A 17,572-nucleotide genomic window follows, 5' to 3' on the forward strand; every position below is an offset into this window, starting at 1 on the left:
AAACCTTTATCCGCTGTTAAAACGAATCGCCTTTCCTGAGGAAGGGCGCTCGTAACGTTCCCCAAGGAGAATGTGATGTTACGTGCCTATATTGCACTCGCCGCGCTTGGCATAATTTGGGGTTCGAACTTCATCTTCATGAAGTGGGCCACCGATTTTATCTCGCCGGCGCAGACAGTTTTTCTACGTGTACTGTTCGGTTTTTTTCCCCTAGCTTTAGCGGCATGGCGTGCCAAAGTTCTGACGCGTGATCAAATCCGTCATCTTCCGCATTTTGCGATCATGTCGGTGCTGGCAACAACCTTCTACTATTACGGGTTCGTGGCTGGTACCGCCCGCCTCCCATCAAGTGTCGCCGGACTTCTGAGCGGTTCGATCCCTATCTTCACGTTTATCTGCGCCTTCTTATTTCTGAAACAAGATCGCCCGACCGTTCAGATGGCGGTTGGTGTTGTTCTGGGTTTTGTCGGTATTGCACTGAGCGCCCGTCCATGGGAGGGAACAGATGGTGTGGCATTGGTTGGGATATTCTGGATGCTGGCCGGGGCGCTGAGTCTCGGAGTGTCATTTGTTTATGCTCAAGGGTTTCTCTCGTCGTTGAAAGTGCCTCCGCTGGCATTGGCAACCTGGCAGACGGGGTTCGCACTGCTGACCTTGTTAATACTGACCGACTTCGACGGCATGTATGCAATAACAACGAACACCCGAGCACTGTTAGGAGCCTGCGTTGGCCTTGGCATGTTGGGCACAGGCGGGGCATTTTTCTGCTACTACTATATCATCGAAAAACTTGGTTCCGTGAAGGCAGCCGGTGCAACCTATATCGCCCCAGTGGTAGCTGTGTTAATTGGCGTTGCGGTTGGTGAGGATATCAATAGTACCGTCATCCTGTCGCTGGCATTGATTCTAGGGAGCGTAATTCTGATCCAGAGGGGCAAGCGCAGCACCACATCTACACGCAGAACATCCGCAAGCGGCTGATTTCTCTGTCGCTGACGGATAACCGGGGCTTTGAAGCCGACCAACTCGACATCGAGCTGGACGACAGCGACGGACTGATGGCGATGCCTCAGCGCAATGCGGTGCTGTCTGGCAAGGTTCGCCCTTGACGCCAACAGGCCAGTTTACGGTCGATGAGGTCGAACACCGGGGCGCGCCTGATACGTTGACTATTCGCGCGCGTAGTGCGGATTTTCGCGGCTCGCTGAACACCCGGCGCGATGAGTCCTACCACGACACCACCCTGGGCGACATTGTGCAGATGGTGGCTGCGCGCAATAAGCTGAAAGCCTCGCTGGCCGCCGGTCTGGGCACCATCAAAATCAGCCATATTGACCAGACGCAGGAGACGGATGCGGCATTTATTACCCGACTTGCAACGCTCAACGGCGCGGTGGCGGCGGTGAAAAATGGCGCTCTGCTGTTGTTGCGACCGGGGAACGGCGCCACGGTAGGCGGGAAGCCATTGCCGGTGTTTACCATCACCCGGCAGGATGGCGATCAGCACAGTTTCAGCATTGCCCATCGGGATGCCTACACCGGCGTTACGGCGAGCTGGCTCAACACAAAACAGCCGAAGCCGAAGAAAGTGAAGCTGAAGCGCAAGCCAAAAGAGCAGCATTTGCGTGCGCTGCAACACCCGAAGGCGAAACCGGGCAGCAGTAAAAAACCGGGGAAACCGGCGGAGGCAGCGAAAGGCGATTATCTGGTGGGGGCTGACGATAACGTGTTTGCGATCACCAAAATTTACGCCACCAAGGCTGCCGCGATGCGGGCAGCACAGGCAAAGTGGGAAAAGCTTCAGCGCAGTGTGGCTGAGTTCTCGCTGTCGCTGTCGCTGGCGGTGGGCCGGGCTAACATCACGCCGGAAACGCCGGTACGCGTCAGCGGGTTTAAAGCGGCGATCGATGCGCAAGACTGGATAGTGAGCAAAGTCACGCACAGTCTCAGCAATAGCGGCTTTACGACGGCGCTGGAGTTTGAGGTTTTGCTGTCGGATGTGATTTATGAAGTCTCGTAATGTGAATTGATTTTTTGTAAATTCACTTCAAAGGTAGTTTTGTTCTCGATCGGGCGGAGTATTATCGCGACAAATGAGAGATTGAGAAGAGAATATCAACATGATGCATTGCCCGCTTTGCCGAACTGCCGCCCATGCCCGCACAAGCCGCTATCTAAGTGAGAACACTAAAGAGCGTTATCATCAATGCCAAAACATAAACTGCAGTTGTACTTTTGTGACGCTGGAATCTATTCAGCGGCAGATCGTTTCACCGGGCAAAGTTGATATCGTTCCGCCACACCCAACGCGAAGCAATCAGGGAACACTTTGGATTTAACAAGAAGCCTGCGAAAGCAGGTTTTTTTATGCCCGTAAAATGGCTGTCGCCACTTTGTCGCCACAGGGTAGTTATGTGTTTTTCTTGGCATTGTTTTATAAGGATATTTTTTCAAGGCAACAAAAAACCCGATAATCTTGAACCTAAAAGGCGGGATTATCGGGCTCCACAAAATGGGGACATCAAAGAAAAGCAGTGGCACTAATTCAGACTGCGGCCCCCAACGAAAGTTCTGGCCGGCGACAAAAAAATCAAAATATTTTTATCGCCGATCCATCTCTCCCGCTAATCGATCAGCCGAGTATGCCCGGCCATAGCACCACGATGAGTGAACCCGCCAGCGTTAACAGCACGTTAGCGATGGCGTAGGTGCCGGCGTAGCCCAACGCCGGGATGTTGCTGCGCGCGGTATCGCTGATAATTTCCATCGCCGGCGCGCAGGTGCGGGCGCCCATAATCGCGCCGAACAGCAGGGCGCGGTTCATGCGCAGCACGTAGGCGCCGAACAGGAAGCAGATAATCACCGGCACCAGGCTGACGATCAGCCCGGCGATCAGCATCTGGCCGCCGACCGCGCCCAGGCTGTGGCCGATGCCCGCGCCGGCGCTCAGGCCCACGCCCGCCATAAACACCATCAGACCGAACTCTTTCACCATGTTCAGCGCACCCTGCGGAATGTAGCCGAAGGTCGGGTGGTTGGCGCGCAGGAAGCCGAGCATGATGCCGGACATCAGCAGGCCGGCGGCGTTGCCGATGCCGAACGAGAAGTTGCTGAACTGAATGGTGATCTGGCCGATCAAAAGGCCGATGATGAAGAAGGCGCAGAACGCCAGCAGATCGGTCACCTGGCTGTGAATCGAGATAAAGCCAATTTTCTCCGCCACGCTCTTCACCCGGCGCGCGTCGCCGCTCACCTGCAGCACGTCGCCTTTGTTGAGCACGATGCTGTCGTCGATCGGCATTTCGATCTGGCTGCGGATCACGCGGTTGAGGAAGCAGCCGTGGTCGGTCAGCTTCAGCTGGCTCAGGCGTTTGTTCACCGCGTTGCTGTTCTTCACCACGATCTCTTCGGTCACGATGCGCATGTCGAGCAGATCGCGATCGAACACTTCCTTACCGTTGCGGAAGCTCGGATCCAGCCGCGCGTGGGCGTCCGGGTAGCCGACCAGCGAGATCTCGTCTCCTACCTGCAGCACCGCGTCACCGTCCGGGTTGGCCAGAATGCCGTTGCGGCGGATGCGTTCGATGTAGCAGCCGGTCTGGCGGTAGATGCCCAGCTCGCGCAGGTTCTTGCCGTCGGCCCAGGCCACCAGCTCGGGGCCGACGCGGTAGGCGCGGATCACCGGCAGGTAGACTTTGCGCTGGCTGTCGGTGTCCAGGCCGCGTTCACGAGCGATTTGCTGGGCGGAGGTGGACAGATCCTGGTGCTGCAGCTTCGGCAGGTAGCGCGCGCCAAAAATCAGGCTGACCAGACCGATCAGGTAGGTGAGGGCATAGCCGAGGCTCAGATGATCCTGCGCCGCCAGCAGCGCCGGGCCGTTGACGATGGTGTTGCGCAGCGTATCGCCGGCCCCCACCAGCACCGGCGTGGAGGTCATCGAGCCGGCCAGCATGCCGGCGGTCAGGCCGATGTCCCAGTGGAACAGCTTGCCGAGACCGATGGCGATCACCATCGCCGAACCGACCATCACCAGCGCCAGCATCAGGTAATTTTTGCCGTCGCGGAAGAAAATCGAGAAAAAGTTAGGCCCGGCTTCCACCCCGACGCAGAAAATAAACAGCATGAAGCCGAGATTCAGCGCCTCGGTGTTAATGGCGAAGTGTTGCTGGCCGAGCAACAGGGAAACCACCAAAACGCCAATGGAATTACCGAGTTGGACGGAGCCCAGACGGAGTTTACCGAGGCACAGCCCCAGTGCGAGTACCACGAACAGTAACAGAATGTAGTTACCGTTTAACAAACTAGCGACGTTTATGTTCACGGAGGATAACTTATTGTTTACCAGTAAGTGCTTGATATAGATAACTATAAGAGATAAATTCAGCCTTAAAACGACGTCATAAATCACCACCAGCAGAAAGCGAAGCGAACCATCGTTCGGCGGCGTTCATTCTAGACGCTATGACCGATGACAGCCAGCACAGAAAGCTGATTTCCTGCGCCGCCGTGCGCATTTAACTCTCTTTTGACCAAGGAAAAAATTCGGTTCAGCGTCACCTCACGGGGGGCCGGGCTGATTTCTATTGATGCGGTAATTGGGCGGGGGAGAATTCGCATGACGAGTTATCGATATTGGCTGGGCATTCTCAGCTGTTTTCTGTTGTTCAACCTGGTGTTTCTCGGCCAGCAAACCGGCCTGTTCGGCAGCACGGATCATGAGCACCACGGGGAAACCGGCCTGCTGCTGTTTGTGATCCCCGGCGCGATCGCCAGCTATCTGTCGAGCCGCAAGCGGCTGCTGTGTCCGCTGCTGGGGGCGCTGTATGCCTTGCCGCTGTGCCTGCTGATCCGTCACTTCTGGCTGACGCCGTCCTATTCGTTCTGGCAGGAGCTGGCTTACGCCACCAGCGCGGTGTTCTGGTGCGTGTTCGGCGCGATGCTGATGCTGTTCGCCCTCGGTCTGTTGCACACGCTCCAGCAGCTGCATCGGCGGCAGCGGCAATAAAAAAAGGCGCGTTAAGCGCCTTTTTTGTCGTTCAAAAACTTACTGGAACAGGTTCAGGTGTTCTTTAGCGTAAGCTTCGAAATCGGTGCAACCGCCGATGTGCTTCTCGTCCAGGAAGATCTGCGGCACGGTTTCAACCGGTTTACCGACGGTTTTTTCCAGATCGGCCTTGGTGATGCCTTCCGCGTGGATGTCAACGTAACGGAAGTTGAAATCGTCGCGTTCTTCAGTCAGTTTTTCCGCCAGTTCTTTAGCGCGGACACAATAAGGACAGCCAGGACGCCCGAAGATTACTGCAAACATGCAACGCTCCTTAATTGGATTTTCAAAAAATTGTTCGCTACCGCAACGACATCCCGTCACCGAAAAAGTCATTACCTGCGTCAGATGGCGCCTACTATGCCCGTTGAGGCGGTGAAAAAAAAGCAGGAATTACCTGTTAATCTGATTCATGTAACCAATTAGTCTGCCGGGGCTGTCGCCGTCGACGGGAATTCACTACACTGGGGGCAGACCTTCTGGAGAAGAAAAATATGCGTTCATTCGGTGACTTACCGCGCCCGGTGCTGGTGTTGGAAGGGCTGGGCATCGTGATGCTGGTATTGGCCTACCTCAGCATTCACGGCCACCTGCAGCTGCCGGGCTGGCTGGCGTCGCAACAGGCGGCGGTCGGCATGATTTTCCTCGGCGTGGCGCTGATGGTGCCGGCGGCGGCGTTTCTGGTATGGCGCGTGGTGCAGGGTTTCGGGCCGCTGATGCGTGGCGGCCTGCCGCCGGAAAACGATCGCCGCAAGCCGCAAGATGCGGACGCATCGAAAAATCATCAGGACGGCGATCCGCGCGCCTGAGCGCCGCGGCCGCTAACCCGCCTGCGGGGCAGGCGTTGGCCTTTTTGGGGTGACGAGTGAAAATTGCCATTCTTTCTCGCGACGGATCGCTCTATTCATGCAAACGGCTGCGTGAAGCGGCGGAAGATCGCGGGCACAGCATCGATATCATCGATCCGCTTTCCTGTTATATGAACATCAACCCGGCGGCGCCGACCATTCACTATCGCGGCCGTCAGCTGGAGCGTTATGACGCGGTGATCCCGCGCATCGGTTCCGCCATCACCTTTTACGGCACCGCGGTGCTGCGCCAATTCGAGCTGCTCGGCAGCTACCCGCTCAACGAATCCGTGGCCATTACCCGCGCCCGCGACAAGCTGCGTTCGCTGCAACTGCTGGCCCGGCAGGGTATCGATCTGCCGATCACCGGTTTCGCCCATTCACCGGACGATACCGGCGATCTGATCGAACTGGTCGGCGGCGCGCCGCTGGTGGTCAAACTGGTGGAAGGCACGCAGGGCATCGGGGTGGTGCTGGCGGAAACTCGCCAGGCGGCGGAAAGCGTGATCGACGCCTTTCGCGGCCTGAACGCCCATATTCTGGTGCAGGAGTACGTGCGCGAAGCGCAGGGCCGCGATGTGCGCTGCCTAGTGGTGGGCGGCCGGGTGGTGGCCGCCATCGAGCGGCAGGCGAAGCCCGGCGAGTTTCGTTCCAACCTGCACCGTGGCGGCACCGCCCGCAAAGTGACCGTCACCGCCAGGGAGCGGGCGATTGCGGTCAAAGCGGCGAACACGCTGGGGCTGGACGTGGCCGGGGTGGATATCCTGCGCGCCGAGCGCGGCCCGCTGGTGATGGAGGTCAACGCGTCACCGGGGCTGGAAGGGGTGGAAACCACTACCGGGCTGGACATTGCCGGCATGATGATCGAATACATCGAGCAGCGCGGCCGGCCGGGGTTCCGCCTGAAATCGGGCGGCTGACGGTACGCGCGTTGCGCTTTTCCCGCCGAGCAATATCTTAATTAGTGAATTAAGCCGCATTGATCGTGGCGTATCGGGTGAATATTCCGTAAGCTATGCGCCTTTTCGCGTTTTGAATATTGTGAGGCTGGTTATTATGGATTCACTCATTGTCCCCGATTTGGCGCTGTTGCGGCGCTGGCTGGATCAGTCGGGCATTTCTTTCTTTGAGTGCGATTCCTGCCAGGCGCTACACCTGCCGCACATGCAGAACTTCGACGGCGTGTTCGACGCCAAGATAGATCTGGTGGACAACGTCATCCTGTTCTCCGCGCTGGCCGAGGTGAAGCCGACCGCGCTGATCCCGCTGGTGGCGGACCTGAGCCAGATCAACGCCAGCTCGCTGACCATCAAGGCCTTTGTCGACATTCAGGACGACAACCTGCCGAAGCTGATCGTCTGCCAGTCGCTGAGCGTGGCGGTCGGCATCACCTACGAGCAGTTCACCCACTTCATGCAGCAGGGCGAAGAGCAGGTCTCGATGGTGATCCTCGAGGCGCGGGCGAACGATCTGCTGTTTATGGGGGATGAAGAAGAGATCCCCGCTGGCGCCGTGCGTCAGCCGATGTTGCACTGATCCTCGCTGTACCTTAAGCATGCCGTCGCTCCGGCGGCATGCTGCCGTGACTCCCCTCCGCAATTAAATATTCTGCACTTTGGCCTCTGCCGCCCGATCTTTCTCGGCTTTTACGCCGTTAATGCCGTATCACATAGAGAAAAATTGCATAAAAAATCGATAAATGGCGTTTTTTACCCTGGGGGCTGGCGGGTTGCGATGGCAGCGGCTATGCTGCTGATTCTGCAAAGGGCTTGCGATTTCCCTTGTAACCACGCGAGCAGGGCAGTGCAAAAAGGCGCATGCAATCATATGCATAGCCATTCATTTCGCGGTTGCAACGATTGCGCTCAATCAGGAAAGGTTTTGTATCGCTGCAGATACAAGTTCAATTCTATGATTTACCCTGTTTTGGAGGAAGTTACGGATGGTCACCCAACGTAAAAAGTGGTTATCGGGTGTGGTTGCCGGTCTGTTGATGGCCGCGTCCGTCACGGCGTCAGCCGAAGAGAAAACGCTGCACGTGTATAACTGGTCCGACTATATCGCGCCGGATACCCTGGCCAAATTCCAGAAAGAAACCGGTATCAAAGTGGTGTACGACGTCTTTGACTCCAACGAAGTGTTGGAAGGCAAACTGATGGCGGGCAGCACCGGTTACGATTTGGTGGTCCCTTCATCCAACTTCCTCGAGCGTCAGTCGCAGGCCGGCATTTTCGAGCCGCTCGACAAGAGCAAGATCCCCAACTACAAAAATCTCGATCCCGAGATGCTGAAGCTGGTGGCGCATAACGACAAAGACAACAAATACGGCATCCCTTACATGATGGTGACCACCGGCATCGGCTATAACGTCGACAAGGTGAAAGCGGTGCTGGGCAAAGACGCGCCGGTCAATAGCTGGGATCTGATCTTCAAGCCGGAAAACCTGGAGAAGCTCAAGAGCTGCGGCGTCTCCTTCCTCGATGCGCCGAGCGAGGTCTACGCCACCGTGCTGCATTATCTGGGCAAAGATCCCAACAGCACCAACGCGGCGGACTACACCGGCGCGGCCAACGATCTGCTGCTGAAGCTGCGGCCGAACATCCGCTATTTTCACTCTTCTCAGTACATCAACGATCTGGCGAACGGTGACATCTGCGTGGCGATCGGCTGGTCCGGCGACGTGATGCAGGCGGCCAACCGCGCCAAAGAGGCGAAGAACGGCGTGAATGTGGCCTATGCGATCCCGAAAGAGGGGGCGCTGACCTACTTTGACATGTTCGCCATGCCGGCGGACGCCAAAAGCAAGGACGCCGCCTACCAGTTCCTGAACTTCCTGCTGAAGCCGGACGTGATGGCGGACATCAGTAACCACATTTACTACGCCAATGCGGTGAAAGATTCCACGCCGCTGGTGAACGCCGAAGTGCGCGATAATCCGAACGTCTATCCGCCGGCCGATTTGCGCGCCAAGCTGTTCACGCTCAACGTGCAGTCGCCGAAGCTGGACCGTGTCATTACCCGCGCATGGACTAAAGTTAAAAGCGGGAAGTGATGATGGGGGAGCCCCCATCGTCGGTAAACCGGCAGGCGGGTGTTCCCCGCCTGCATTGCCGTTTTGGGCCACGGCGCTCGCCGTGGTTTTGTGCCGCTTTACGCCGGAGAGCACCCCGATTGAACGACGCTATTCCTCGTCCTCAAGCCAAGTCGCAGAAGGTTTTCACCCCTCTGCTGGAAATCCGTAACCTCACCAAAACCTTCGACGGGCAGAATGCGGTCGAAGACGTCAGCCTCACCATCTATAAGGGTGAGATCTTTGCGCTGCTTGGCCCGTCCGGCTGCGGCAAGTCCACCTTGCTGCGCATGCTGGCCGGCTTTGAGCAGCCGACGGAAGGGCAGATCGTGCTCGACGGGCAGGATATGTCGCATGTGCCGCCGTACCAGCGGCCGATCAATATGATGTTTCAGTCGTACGCGCTGTTCCCGCACATGACCGTGGAGCAGAACATCGCGTTTGGCCTGAAGCAGGACAAAATGCCGCGAGCGGAGATCGCCGAGCGGGTGGCCGAAATGCTGGCGCTGGTGCACATGCAGGAGTACGCCAAGCGCAAACCGCACCAGCTTTCCGGCGGCCAACGGCAGCGGGTGGCGCTGGCGCGCAGCCTGGCCAAGCGGCCGAAGCTGCTGCTGCTGGATGAGCCCATGGGCGCGCTGGACAAGAAGTTGCGCGACCGCATGCAGCTGGAAGTGACCGACATTCTCGAGCGCGTCGGCGTGACCTGCGTGATGGTGACGCACGATCAGGAAGAAGCGATGACCATGGCGGGGCGCATCGCCATCATGAACCGCGGCAAGTTCGTGCAGATCGGCGAGCCGGAAGAGATCTACGAGCATCCGAACAGCCGCTTCAGCGCCGAATTTATCGGTTCGGTCAACGTCTTCGACTGCGTGCTGCAAGAGCGCCACGACGATGCGCTGATCCTGCAAAGCCCGGGGCTGCGTCATGCGATCAAAGTGGATCCGGACGCCTCGGTGGTGGACGGCGTGCCGATCCAGGTCGCGCTGCGGCCGGAAAAGATCCTGCTGTGCGAACAAGTGCCGGAAGACGGCTGCAACTTCGCGGTGGGGGAAGTGGCGCACATTTCCTATCTGGGCGATCTGTCCATCTACCACGTGAAGCTGCACAGCGGGCAGATCATCAGCGCCCAGCTGCAAAACGGCCATCGTTTCCGCAAGGGGATGCCCACCTGGGGCGATGAAGTGCGTCTATGTTGGGAAACCGACAGCTGCGTCGTGTTGACGGTGTAGTGGAGCCGGTGAGGAGTAACCCGTATGACCCTGCTTTCTGAACGCGCGCCGGAACCGCCGGCCAAAGCGCCTGGTGCCCTCAGGGCGCTGTTCCATCGCCTGCTGATGGCCCATGGCCGCAAGCTGGTGATCGCGCTGCCGTATTTATGGCTGACGCTGCTGTTTATGCTGCCTTTCCTGATCGTGTTCAAGATCAGCCTGGCGGAGTTGGCGATGGCGGTGCCGCCCTACACCGAGCTGATGAGCTGGGTGGACGGCAAACTGAACATCGCGCTCAACTTCGCCAACTACCTGCAGCTGACCGACGATCCGCTGTATATCGACGCTTATCTGCAGTCGCTGCGCGTGGCGGCGGTTTCGACGCTGTGTTGCCTGATCATCGGCTATCCGCTGGCCTGGGCGGTGGCCCACAGCAAGGCGTCGACCCGCAACATCCTGCTGTTGCTGGTGATCCTGCCTTCCTGGACCTCGTTCCTGATCCGCGTCTATGCCTGGATGGGCATTCTGAAAAACAACGGCACGCTGAACAACTTTCTGATGTGGTTAGGGGTGATCGACCAGCCGCTGGTGATCCTGCACACCAACCTGGCGGTGTATATCGGCATCGTCTATTCCTACCTGCCGTTTATGGTGTTGCCGATCTACACGGCGCTGATCCGGCTGGATTACTCGCTGGTGGAGGCGTCGCTGGATCTGGGCGCCCGGCCGCTGAAAACCTTTTTCAGCGTGATCGTGCCGCTGACGCGCGGCGGCATCATCGCCGGCTCGATGCTGGTATTCATTCCGGCGGTGGGGGAGTTCGTGATCCCGGAGCTGCTCGGCGGGCCGGACAGCATCATGATCGGCCGCGTGCTGTGGCAGGAGTTCTTCAATAACCGCGACTGGCCGGTGGCCTCGGCGGTCGCTACCATCATGCTGCTGTTGCTGATCGTGCCAATATTGTGGTTCCACAAGCACCAGAACAAGGAAATGGGAGGCCAGGCATGAACAACTTGCCGGTAGTGCGTTCACCGTGGCGCATCGCCATCCTGACTGTTGGCTTTACCTTCCTGTATGCGCCGATGCTGATGCTGGTGATTTACTCCTTCAACAGCTCCAAGCTGGTGACGGTGTGGGCCGGCTGGTCCACGCGCTGGTATAGCGAACTGTTCCACGATTCGGCGATGATTAGCGCGGTGGGGCTCAGCCTCACCATCGCCGCCGCCGCCGCCACTGCCGCGGTGGTGCTGGGCGCCATCGCTGCGGTGGTGATGGTGCGTTTCGGCCGTTTTCGCGGCTCGACCGGTTTTGCGTTTATGCTGACCGCGCCGCTGGTGATGCCGGACGTGATCACCGGCCTGTCGTTGCTGCTGCTGTTCGTGGCGATGGGGCACGCCTTCGGTTGGCCGTCGGAACGCGGCATGTTCACCATTTGGCTGGCGCATGTCACCTTCTGTACCGCTTATGTGGCGGTGGTGATCAGTTCGCGTCTGCGCGAGGTGGATCGCTCAATTGAAGAGGCGGCGATGGACCTGGGAGCGCCGCCGCTGAAGGTGTTTTTCGTCATCACCTTGCCGATGATTGCGCCGGCGCTGATCTCCGGCTGGATGCTGGCGTTTACCCTGTCGCTGGACGATCTGGTGATCGCCAGCTTCGTCTCCGGCCCGGGCGCCACCACGTTGCCGATGCTGGTGTTCTCCAGCGTGCGCATGGGGGTGAATCCGGAAATTAACGCGCTGGCCAGCCTGATCCTGCTGGTGGTGGGCATTCTCGGCCTGATCGCCTGGTGGTTTATGGCGCGCTCGGAAAAACAACGATCGCGTGAATTGCAGCGGGCGGCCCGTAGCTGAATCGTAACAAACCTGCTATTTTTGCAATCAATAAGTATTGCAACTAACTACCTGACTTTACATGCGCCATTTGAATGGCTCCAATGAATTTCACACTGCCGCCAACAACGCGGCAATGTGAAAGGCGTAGGGGCAGTGGCGCGTCGTAGCGGAACACGGATATGTCAGACATGCTGAAAAGCGGGCAGGGAATAAGATCGACTGCAGATGCGCCGGTGCCGGTGATGGTGGCGGGCACCGCCATGGTGGCGATCAAGTGTATCAGCGTGGTGCTGCTGCTGGGCGAGCTGGGCGTCGACGGCGCGAAGGAGTTCGTCAGCACCAGCGCGCAGGCGTGGGATTCCACCTTTATCTTTCTGGCCGGGCTGATGCTGCTGTGCCTGCAAATCAGCTGCGGTTTTGCGGTGATGCGCGGCCGCAACTGGGGGCGCTGGGGCTACGTGGCCTGTCAGTGCATCGTGGTGCTTTACCTGCTGCTGGCCACCATCGGCAGCGTCTTCCCCGAGGTGTTCACCGTGGAGGGGGAAACCAGCGGCCAAATCCTGCACGTTCTGATCCTGCAAAAAATCCCCGACGTGGTGATCCTGGCGCTGCTGTTCGTTCCTGCCGCCAGCCGCCGCTTCTTCGCCGCGCGCAAGTGAGATTTTAGGCGCGCGGAGTGGTAAACTCTGCGCCCTTAATTCGTCATCCTGAACTTCACGGTAACCTTCATGCATTGCGCTTTGTATACGGCGGGCACCTGCCGTTCCTGTCAGTGGCTGGAAAAGCCCTATCCGCAGCAACTGGCCGACAAACAGCATCACCTGCAATCGCTGCTGGCCGGGCACGATGTCGCGCAGTGGCTGCAGCCGGTGGCGGGGGAGCTGAGCGCATTTCGCAATAAGGCCAAGATGGTGGTCAGCGGCAGCGTAGAGCGCCCGCTGCTCGGCATGCTGCACCGCGACGGCACGCCGGTCGATCTGAGCGACTGCCCGCTGTACCCCGCCGGCTTTGCGCCGATGTTTGCGGTGCTGAAAAGCTTCATCGCCCGGGCGGGCCTGACGCCGTATAACGTGGCGCGTAAACGCGGCGAGCTGAAATACCTGTTGTTGACCGAAAGCACGTTAGACGGCGGCGTGATGCTGCGCTTCGTGCTGCGTTCGGAAACCAAGCTGGCGCAGCTGCGTGCCGCGCTGCCGAGGCTGCAGCAGCAGTTGCCGCAGCTCAAGGTGATCTCCGCCAATATTCAGCCGGTGCATATGGCGATCATGGAAGGGGAGCGCGAGATCGCGCTGACCGAACAGCAGGCGCTGGAGGAACAGTTCAATCAGGTGCCGCTGTTCATCCGCCCGCAAAGCTTCTTCCAAACCAACCCGCAGGTGGCCGCCGATCTTTATGCCACCGCCCGCGACTGGGTGCGCGCGCTGGGTATCGACAGCATGTGGGATCTGTTTTGCGGCGTCGGCGGTTTCGGTCTGCACTGCGCGCAGCCGCAAACTCGCCTGACCGGCATCGAAATCAGCGCGGAAGCGATCGCCTGCGCGCGCCAGTCGGCGCAGCGATTGGGGTTGCTGCAGGTCGATTTTCAGGCGCTCGACTCCACCCGTTTCGCCACCGCCGAAGGGCAGGTGCCGCAGCTGGTGTTGGTCAACCCGCCGCGCCGCGGCATCGGCCAGGCACTGTGCGATTATTTGAGCCGGATGGCGCCGGAATATATTCTCTATTCCAGCTGCAACGCCGAGAGCATGGCGAAAGATATCGAGATGTTGCCGGGCTACCGCATCGAACGGGTGCAGCTGTTCGACATGTTCCCGCATACCGCGCACTACGAAGTGTTGACGCTGTTGGTGCGGCGTTAAAGGCGCTTTTTGGCAGCCGTGTAAGCCGCTGAACGTTCGCGTTTGCCCACAGACAGGACCAGAACCACGATCTCCGTTTCCATGACGCGATATACCAAACGAAAGCCTGAGGCTCTGAGTTTGATTTTGTAGCAATCGGGCAAACCGGCGAGTTTGTTGGCGGGGACGTGGGATTAACCAGCACCGATGCCAGCTTTTTTTTGAACTGTTCCCGGATCACCGGGGACAGTTTTTAAATTCCTTCAGCGCATGTTCTTCGAATTCAAGCTTATAAGTCATCCAAATTGACCTTAATGCGTTTGCCGTTCATCCGTGAACGAACGATTTCAGCGAGTTCGAGATCTTCCAGGTATTCCGCGATCGCCTCCCAGGTTTCCGGAGAGACGTAATATCCCGAAATCTTACCGTTGGTCAGGACGGCGACCGGTTGCCCTTGTGCCTCTTTAAGGGCGGCGTTGGGCGATTTCTTAAAATCGCTGATGCTGACAGCCGAGTCGGCAAGAATGGGTTGAACCGTCATGATGTTATCCTTGATGCTAAATTCAGTATTAAATTTAGCACTAACCGAATGGGATGGCAATCGGATGGAGCCGCCGAAGGAGGGCGACTCCACATGCGGACTTATTGCGGGAACCATTTGTCGTTGATGGCCTTGTAGGTGCCGTCGGCCTTGATGGCGTCCAGCGCGGCGTTCAGCTTGGCCAGCAGCGCCTGATTGTCCGGGCGCACCGCGATGCCAAGGCCGGTGCCGAAGTATTGCGCATCGGTGATATGTTCGCCAACCGGCGCCAGCTGCGGGTTGGTTTTCAGCCACTCGTTCACCACGGCGGTATCGCCGAAGACGCCGTCGATACGGCCGTTTTTCAGCTCCAGAATAGCGTTCTGGTAGCTGTCGTAAGAGACGGTGTTAATCTCCGGGTGCTTGTCCTGCATGTATTTCTGGTGGGTGGTGCCATTTTCCATGCCGAGCTTTTTGCCTTTCAGATCCGCCAGCGAGCTGAACTTGCCTTTTTGCGCGATCACAATCGCCGAGTTGGCATAGTAAGGTTGGGTGAAGGCGACCTGTTTGCTGCGCTCCGGCGTGATATCCATACCGGAAATCACCGCATCGTATTTTTTGAATTTCAGCGCGGCGATCAGGCTGTCGAACGCCTGGTTGGTGAAAGTGCACTGCGCCTGCATCTGTTTGCACAACGCGTTGGCCAGGTCGATATCGAAGCCGACGATCTGGTTGTTGGCGTCCAGCGATTCGAACGGCGGATAGGTGGCGGAGGCGGCGAAGCGGATAGTCTCGGCCGCGGTGGCGTTAAAGGTCATTCCGGCCAACATCGTCGCGGCAAGCAGCAGTTTTTTCATGCGTAGAGCTCCTGTCTGGATCCTGAAAGTGATTATTTCGCTATCGTTTGTTTTTACTGGTAATCGCCAGAGGTTTTTGCGAGGACACCTGCTGATAACCCTGCCATTAAGTGAATTAAAATGCAATATAAATGATTAAATATTGAAATAGGGGTAAAAAAAGCCCCGCGCAATGGCGGGGCTGGAGAGGGGGGATGGCTTCAGTTGCGGCGCTCAAACGCCAGCGCGCGGCGCTCCACCAACCGCATCAGCAGCGTCAGCAGGCCGTTGACGCACAGGTACACCAGACCTGCGGCGCCGAACACCATCACGTCGTAGGTGCGGCCGTACATCAGCTGGCTATAGCCCATCACTTCCATCAGCGTGATGGTGTAGGCCAGCGACGTGCTTTTGAACACCAGCACCACTTCGTTGGAGTAAGACGACAGCGCGCGCTTGAAGGCGAATGGCAGCAGAATGCGCAGCGTCTGCCGGCGCGACATGCCAAGCGCTTCGCACGACTGCCATTGTCCGGCGGGGATGGCGCGCACCGCGCCGTAGAACAGCTGCGTGGTATAGGCCGCGCTGTTCAGCGCCAGCGCAATCATCGCGCACAGCCAGGGCTGCGACAGCAGGTTCCACAGCCAAGGGTAGTCGCGGATCGCCGGAAACTGACCGGGGCCGTAGTAGATAAGGAAGATCTGCACCAGCAGCGGCGTGCCGGTGAACAGCGTCACATAGGCCTTGACCAGCGGCGTCAGCACCGGCGTTTTCAGCGTCAGGATCACCGTCAGCAGCAGCGACAGCACCAGTGCGACCAGCAGCGCGGCGATGGTCAGCGTCAGGCTGGTATGCAACCCTTTGAGGATTTCCGGTAAATATTCAATCATCAGGCCGGCCCCCGCTCAAACCGCGTGGCGCGCAGTTCAATGCGCTTGATGACGTATTGGCTGAACAGCGTCACCAGCAGATAGATGGCCGCCGCGATCACGTACCAGGTAAAGGGTTCCTGGGTGCGGGTGGCGATGCTCTTGGTTTGCAACATCAGATCGTTCACGCTGATCAGCGACACCAGCGCGGTGTCTTTCAGCAGCACCAGCCACTGATTGCCGAGGCCGGGCAGGGCGTGGCGCCACATCTGCGGCATGATCAGGCGAAAGAAGATCGCCGCTTTGCCGAGACCCAGCGCCTGGCCGGATTCCCACTGCCCCTGCGGCACCGCTTTGAGCGCGCCGCGCAGCGTCTGCGAGGCGTAGGCGGAATAGAGCAAGGCCAGGGCGATCACCCCGCACAGGAACGGGCTGACTTCGAAATTGTCGATCGCCAGCTGAATCGGCAACTGAAACAGACCGAGGTTAAGGGTAAAGCCGTCGGAGAGCATCAGCAGCAGCTGCGACGAGCCGAAATAGATAAACAGCACCACCAGGATTTCCGGCAGGCCGCGCAGCACGGTCACCCAGGCGGTGCCGAGCCAGCTGACGGCTTTCCAGCGGGACGATTCCCATACGGCGAACAGCATCGCCAGAATCAGCCCGAGGATCAGGGCGCAAACGGCAAGGCCGACGGTCATGCCGGCGGCGCTTGCTAAAGGTTGTAATTCATTCATCGGGGCGTATTACTGCTGGAACCATTTTTTGTAGATGGTTTCATAGGTCCCATCCTGCTTGATCTTGTCCAGGGCGGCGTTGAACTTGCCCTGCAGATCGGTATTTTTCTGGCGTACCGCGATGCCAAGGCCGGTGCCGAAGTAGTCTTTATCCGTTACTTTAGCGCCTACTGTCGCCAGCGCGTCATTCTGCTTCAGCCACTCGTTGACCACCGCGGTATCGCCGAACACCGCATCAACGCGGCCGTTCTTCAGATCCAAAATGGCGTTTTGGTAGCTGTCGTAAGGCACGGTGGTGATTTCCGGGTGCTTGTCGGTCAGGTATTTTTGGTGAGTGGTGCCGTTTTGCACGCCGACTTTCTTGCCTTTCAGCGCCGCCACGTCGGCGATTTTGCCTTTCTGCGCGATGAACAGCGCCGAGTTATCGTAGTACGGCTTGGTGAACAGCACCTGCTTTTCACGCTCCGGCGTAATGTCCATACCGGCCATGACCGCATCGAAACGCTTGAACTTCAGGCTCGGGATCAGGCTGTCGAACGCCTGATTGGTGAAGGTGCACTCGGCCTGCATCTCTTTGCACAGCGCGTTGGCCAGATCGACATCAAAACCCTGAATTTTGTTGCCGGCGTCAATAAATTCAAATGGAGGATAGGAGGCTTCGGTAGCGAAACGGATAGTTTCGGCTGCGGAGGCGGAAACGCTGATGCCGGCCAGAACGGCGGCGATTATTAGTTTTTTCATCGCAAACTCCCCAAATTACAGCAAGT

General features: G+C 58.2%; 19 protein-coding genes and 2 pseudogenes. 13 read left to right on the top strand and 8 right to left on the bottom strand.

What is annotated here, in order from left to right; all coding sequences use genetic code 11:
- The first annotated feature begins 75 nt into the window (after nt 1-75).
- The 3 genes and pseudogenes from J9788_RS00075 (at nt 76) to J9788_RS00085 (ending at nt 2,339) form a co-directional block, all read left to right on the top strand.
- A complete protein-coding gene (locus J9788_RS00075; protein ID WP_094142957.1) occupies nt 76-981 on the top strand; it encodes a DMT family transporter in 906 nt (301 codons plus the stop codon).
- A pseudogene (locus tag J9788_RS00080) lies at nt 900-2,020 on the top strand (phage late control D family protein). Before J9788_RS00075 ends, J9788_RS00080 begins: the two are co-directional and overlap by 82 nt.
- Before the next feature lie 100 nt (nt 2,021-2,120).
- On the top strand, nt 2,121-2,339 hold the full coding sequence (locus tag J9788_RS00085; RefSeq protein ID WP_094142955.1) for a DNA-binding transcriptional regulator: 219 nt from the start codon (nt 2,121-2,123) through the stop codon (nt 2,337-2,339).
- A gap of 293 nt (nt 2,340-2,632) precedes the next feature.
- On the opposite strand, the gene J9788_RS00090 is transcribed toward J9788_RS00085, so the two are convergent.
- On the bottom strand, nt 2,633-4,321 hold the full coding sequence (locus J9788_RS00090; protein ID WP_004938680.1) for an aspartate:alanine antiporter: 1,689 nt from the start codon (nt 4,319-4,321) through the stop codon (nt 2,633-2,635).
- A 294-nt stretch (nt 4,322-4,615) separates the two neighbouring features.
- On the opposite strand from J9788_RS00090, the gene J9788_RS00095 reads away from it, so the two are divergent.
- Complete coding sequence (locus J9788_RS00095; RefSeq protein ID WP_033642521.1) at nt 4,616-5,005, top strand: inner membrane protein YbjM; 390 nt, start codon at nt 4,616-4,618, stop codon at nt 5,003-5,005.
- Between the two features lie 39 nt (nt 5,006-5,044).
- Here the strand turns inward: J9788_RS00095 and J9788_RS00100 are convergent, their stop codons facing one another.
- Complete coding sequence (locus tag J9788_RS00100; RefSeq protein ID WP_004938676.1) at nt 5,045-5,308, bottom strand: GrxA family glutaredoxin; 264 nt, start codon at nt 5,306-5,308, stop codon at nt 5,045-5,047.
- 230 nt (nt 5,309-5,538) lie between these two features.
- Between J9788_RS00100 and J9788_RS00105 the strand changes: the two genes are divergently transcribed.
- From J9788_RS00105 to rlmC, 9 genes are all read left to right on the top strand, one after another.
- On the top strand, nt 5,539-5,853 hold the full coding sequence (locus J9788_RS00105) for a YbjC family protein (protein WP_046897046.1): 315 nt from the start codon (nt 5,539-5,541) through the stop codon (nt 5,851-5,853).
- 56 nt (nt 5,854-5,909) lie between these two features.
- On the top strand, nt 5,910-6,812 hold the full coding sequence (gene rimK / locus J9788_RS00110) for a 30S ribosomal protein S6--L-glutamate ligase (RefSeq protein WP_046897047.1): 903 nt from the start codon (nt 5,910-5,912) through the stop codon (nt 6,810-6,812).
- A gap of 136 nt (nt 6,813-6,948) precedes the next feature.
- A complete protein-coding gene (locus J9788_RS00115) occupies nt 6,949-7,428 on the top strand; it encodes a YbjN domain-containing protein (RefSeq protein WP_004938666.1) in 480 nt (159 codons plus the stop codon).
- A 406-nt stretch (nt 7,429-7,834) separates the two neighbouring features.
- Nucleotides 7,835-8,944 carry a spermidine/putrescine ABC transporter substrate-binding protein PotF gene (gene potF, locus J9788_RS00120; protein ID WP_033650647.1) on the top strand — a complete coding sequence of 370 codons (1,110 nt, stop codon included), beginning with the start codon at nt 7,835-7,837 and terminating at the stop codon, nt 8,942-8,944.
- Nucleotides 8,945-9,063: 119 nt separating this feature from the next.
- Nucleotides 9,064-10,197 carry a putrescine ABC transporter ATP-binding subunit PotG gene (gene potG / locus J9788_RS00125; RefSeq protein ID WP_004938650.1) on the top strand — a complete coding sequence of 378 codons (1,134 nt, stop codon included), beginning with the start codon at nt 9,064-9,066 and terminating at the stop codon, nt 10,195-10,197.
- A 24-nt stretch (nt 10,198-10,221) separates the two neighbouring features.
- Entirely contained in the window at nt 10,222-11,184 is a 963-nt protein-coding gene (gene potH, locus J9788_RS00130; RefSeq protein WP_042784087.1) for a putrescine ABC transporter permease PotH, read from the top strand.
- Nucleotides 11,181-12,026, top strand: a complete 846-nt coding sequence (potI, locus tag J9788_RS00135) for a putrescine ABC transporter permease PotI (RefSeq protein WP_042784088.1) — start codon at nt 11,181-11,183, stop codon at nt 12,024-12,026. The genes potH and potI overlap by 4 nt, the downstream gene beginning before the upstream one ends.
- A 161-nt stretch (nt 12,027-12,187) precedes the next feature.
- Nucleotides 12,188-12,667, top strand: coding sequence for a YbjO family protein (locus J9788_RS00140; protein ID WP_046897048.1), 480 nt, complete (start codon nt 12,188-12,190; stop codon nt 12,665-12,667).
- Nucleotides 12,668-12,736: 69 nt separating this feature from the next.
- The gene (gene rlmC / locus J9788_RS00145; protein WP_182264811.1) at nt 12,737-13,864 is read left to right on the top strand and encodes a 23S rRNA (uracil(747)-C(5))-methyltransferase RlmC; all 1,128 of its coding nucleotides are present in this window, start codon (nt 12,737-12,739) and stop codon (nt 13,862-13,864) included.
- Here rlmC and J9788_RS00150 read toward each other — a convergent pair.
- From J9788_RS00150 to artJ (J9788_RS00175), 6 genes and pseudogenes are all read right to left on the bottom strand, one after another.
- Nucleotides 13,861-14,143: pseudogene (locus J9788_RS00150) on the bottom strand (type II toxin-antitoxin system RelE/ParE family toxin). The gene rlmC and the pseudogene J9788_RS00150 sit on opposite strands and share 4 nt — an antisense overlap.
- Nucleotides 14,133-14,384 (bottom strand): type II toxin-antitoxin system Phd/YefM family antitoxin, encoded by a 252-nt coding sequence (locus J9788_RS00155; RefSeq protein WP_016928356.1) that lies wholly within the window; start codon nt 14,382-14,384, stop codon nt 14,133-14,135. The pseudogene J9788_RS00150 and the gene J9788_RS00155 overlap by 11 nt, the downstream one beginning before the upstream one ends.
- 101 nt (nt 14,385-14,485) lie before the next feature.
- Complete coding sequence (gene artJ / locus J9788_RS00160; protein WP_015377297.1) at nt 14,486-15,220, bottom strand: arginine ABC transporter substrate-binding protein; 735 nt, start codon at nt 15,218-15,220, stop codon at nt 14,486-14,488.
- Nucleotides 15,221-15,420: 200 nt separating this feature from the next.
- On the bottom strand, nt 15,421-16,089 hold the full coding sequence (gene artM, locus J9788_RS00165; protein WP_182264810.1) for an arginine ABC transporter permease ArtM: 669 nt from the start codon (nt 16,087-16,089) through the stop codon (nt 15,421-15,423).
- Nucleotides 16,089-16,805: an arginine ABC transporter permease ArtQ gene (artQ, locus tag J9788_RS00170; protein ID WP_015377299.1), complete on the bottom strand. Its 717-nt coding sequence runs from the start codon at nt 16,803-16,805 to the stop codon at nt 16,089-16,091. Before artQ ends, artM begins: the two co-directional genes overlap by 1 nt.
- A 9-nt stretch (nt 16,806-16,814) precedes the next feature.
- Nucleotides 16,815-17,546, bottom strand: coding sequence for an arginine ABC transporter substrate-binding protein (gene artJ, locus J9788_RS00175; protein ID WP_033642533.1), 732 nt, complete (start codon nt 17,544-17,546; stop codon nt 16,815-16,817).
- Nucleotides 17,547-17,572 lie beyond the last annotated feature (26 nt).

The organism is Serratia sp. X10 (genome assembly GCF_017811775.1).
Lineage (GTDB): Bacteria > Pseudomonadota > Gammaproteobacteria > Enterobacterales > Enterobacteriaceae > Serratia > Serratia ureilytica.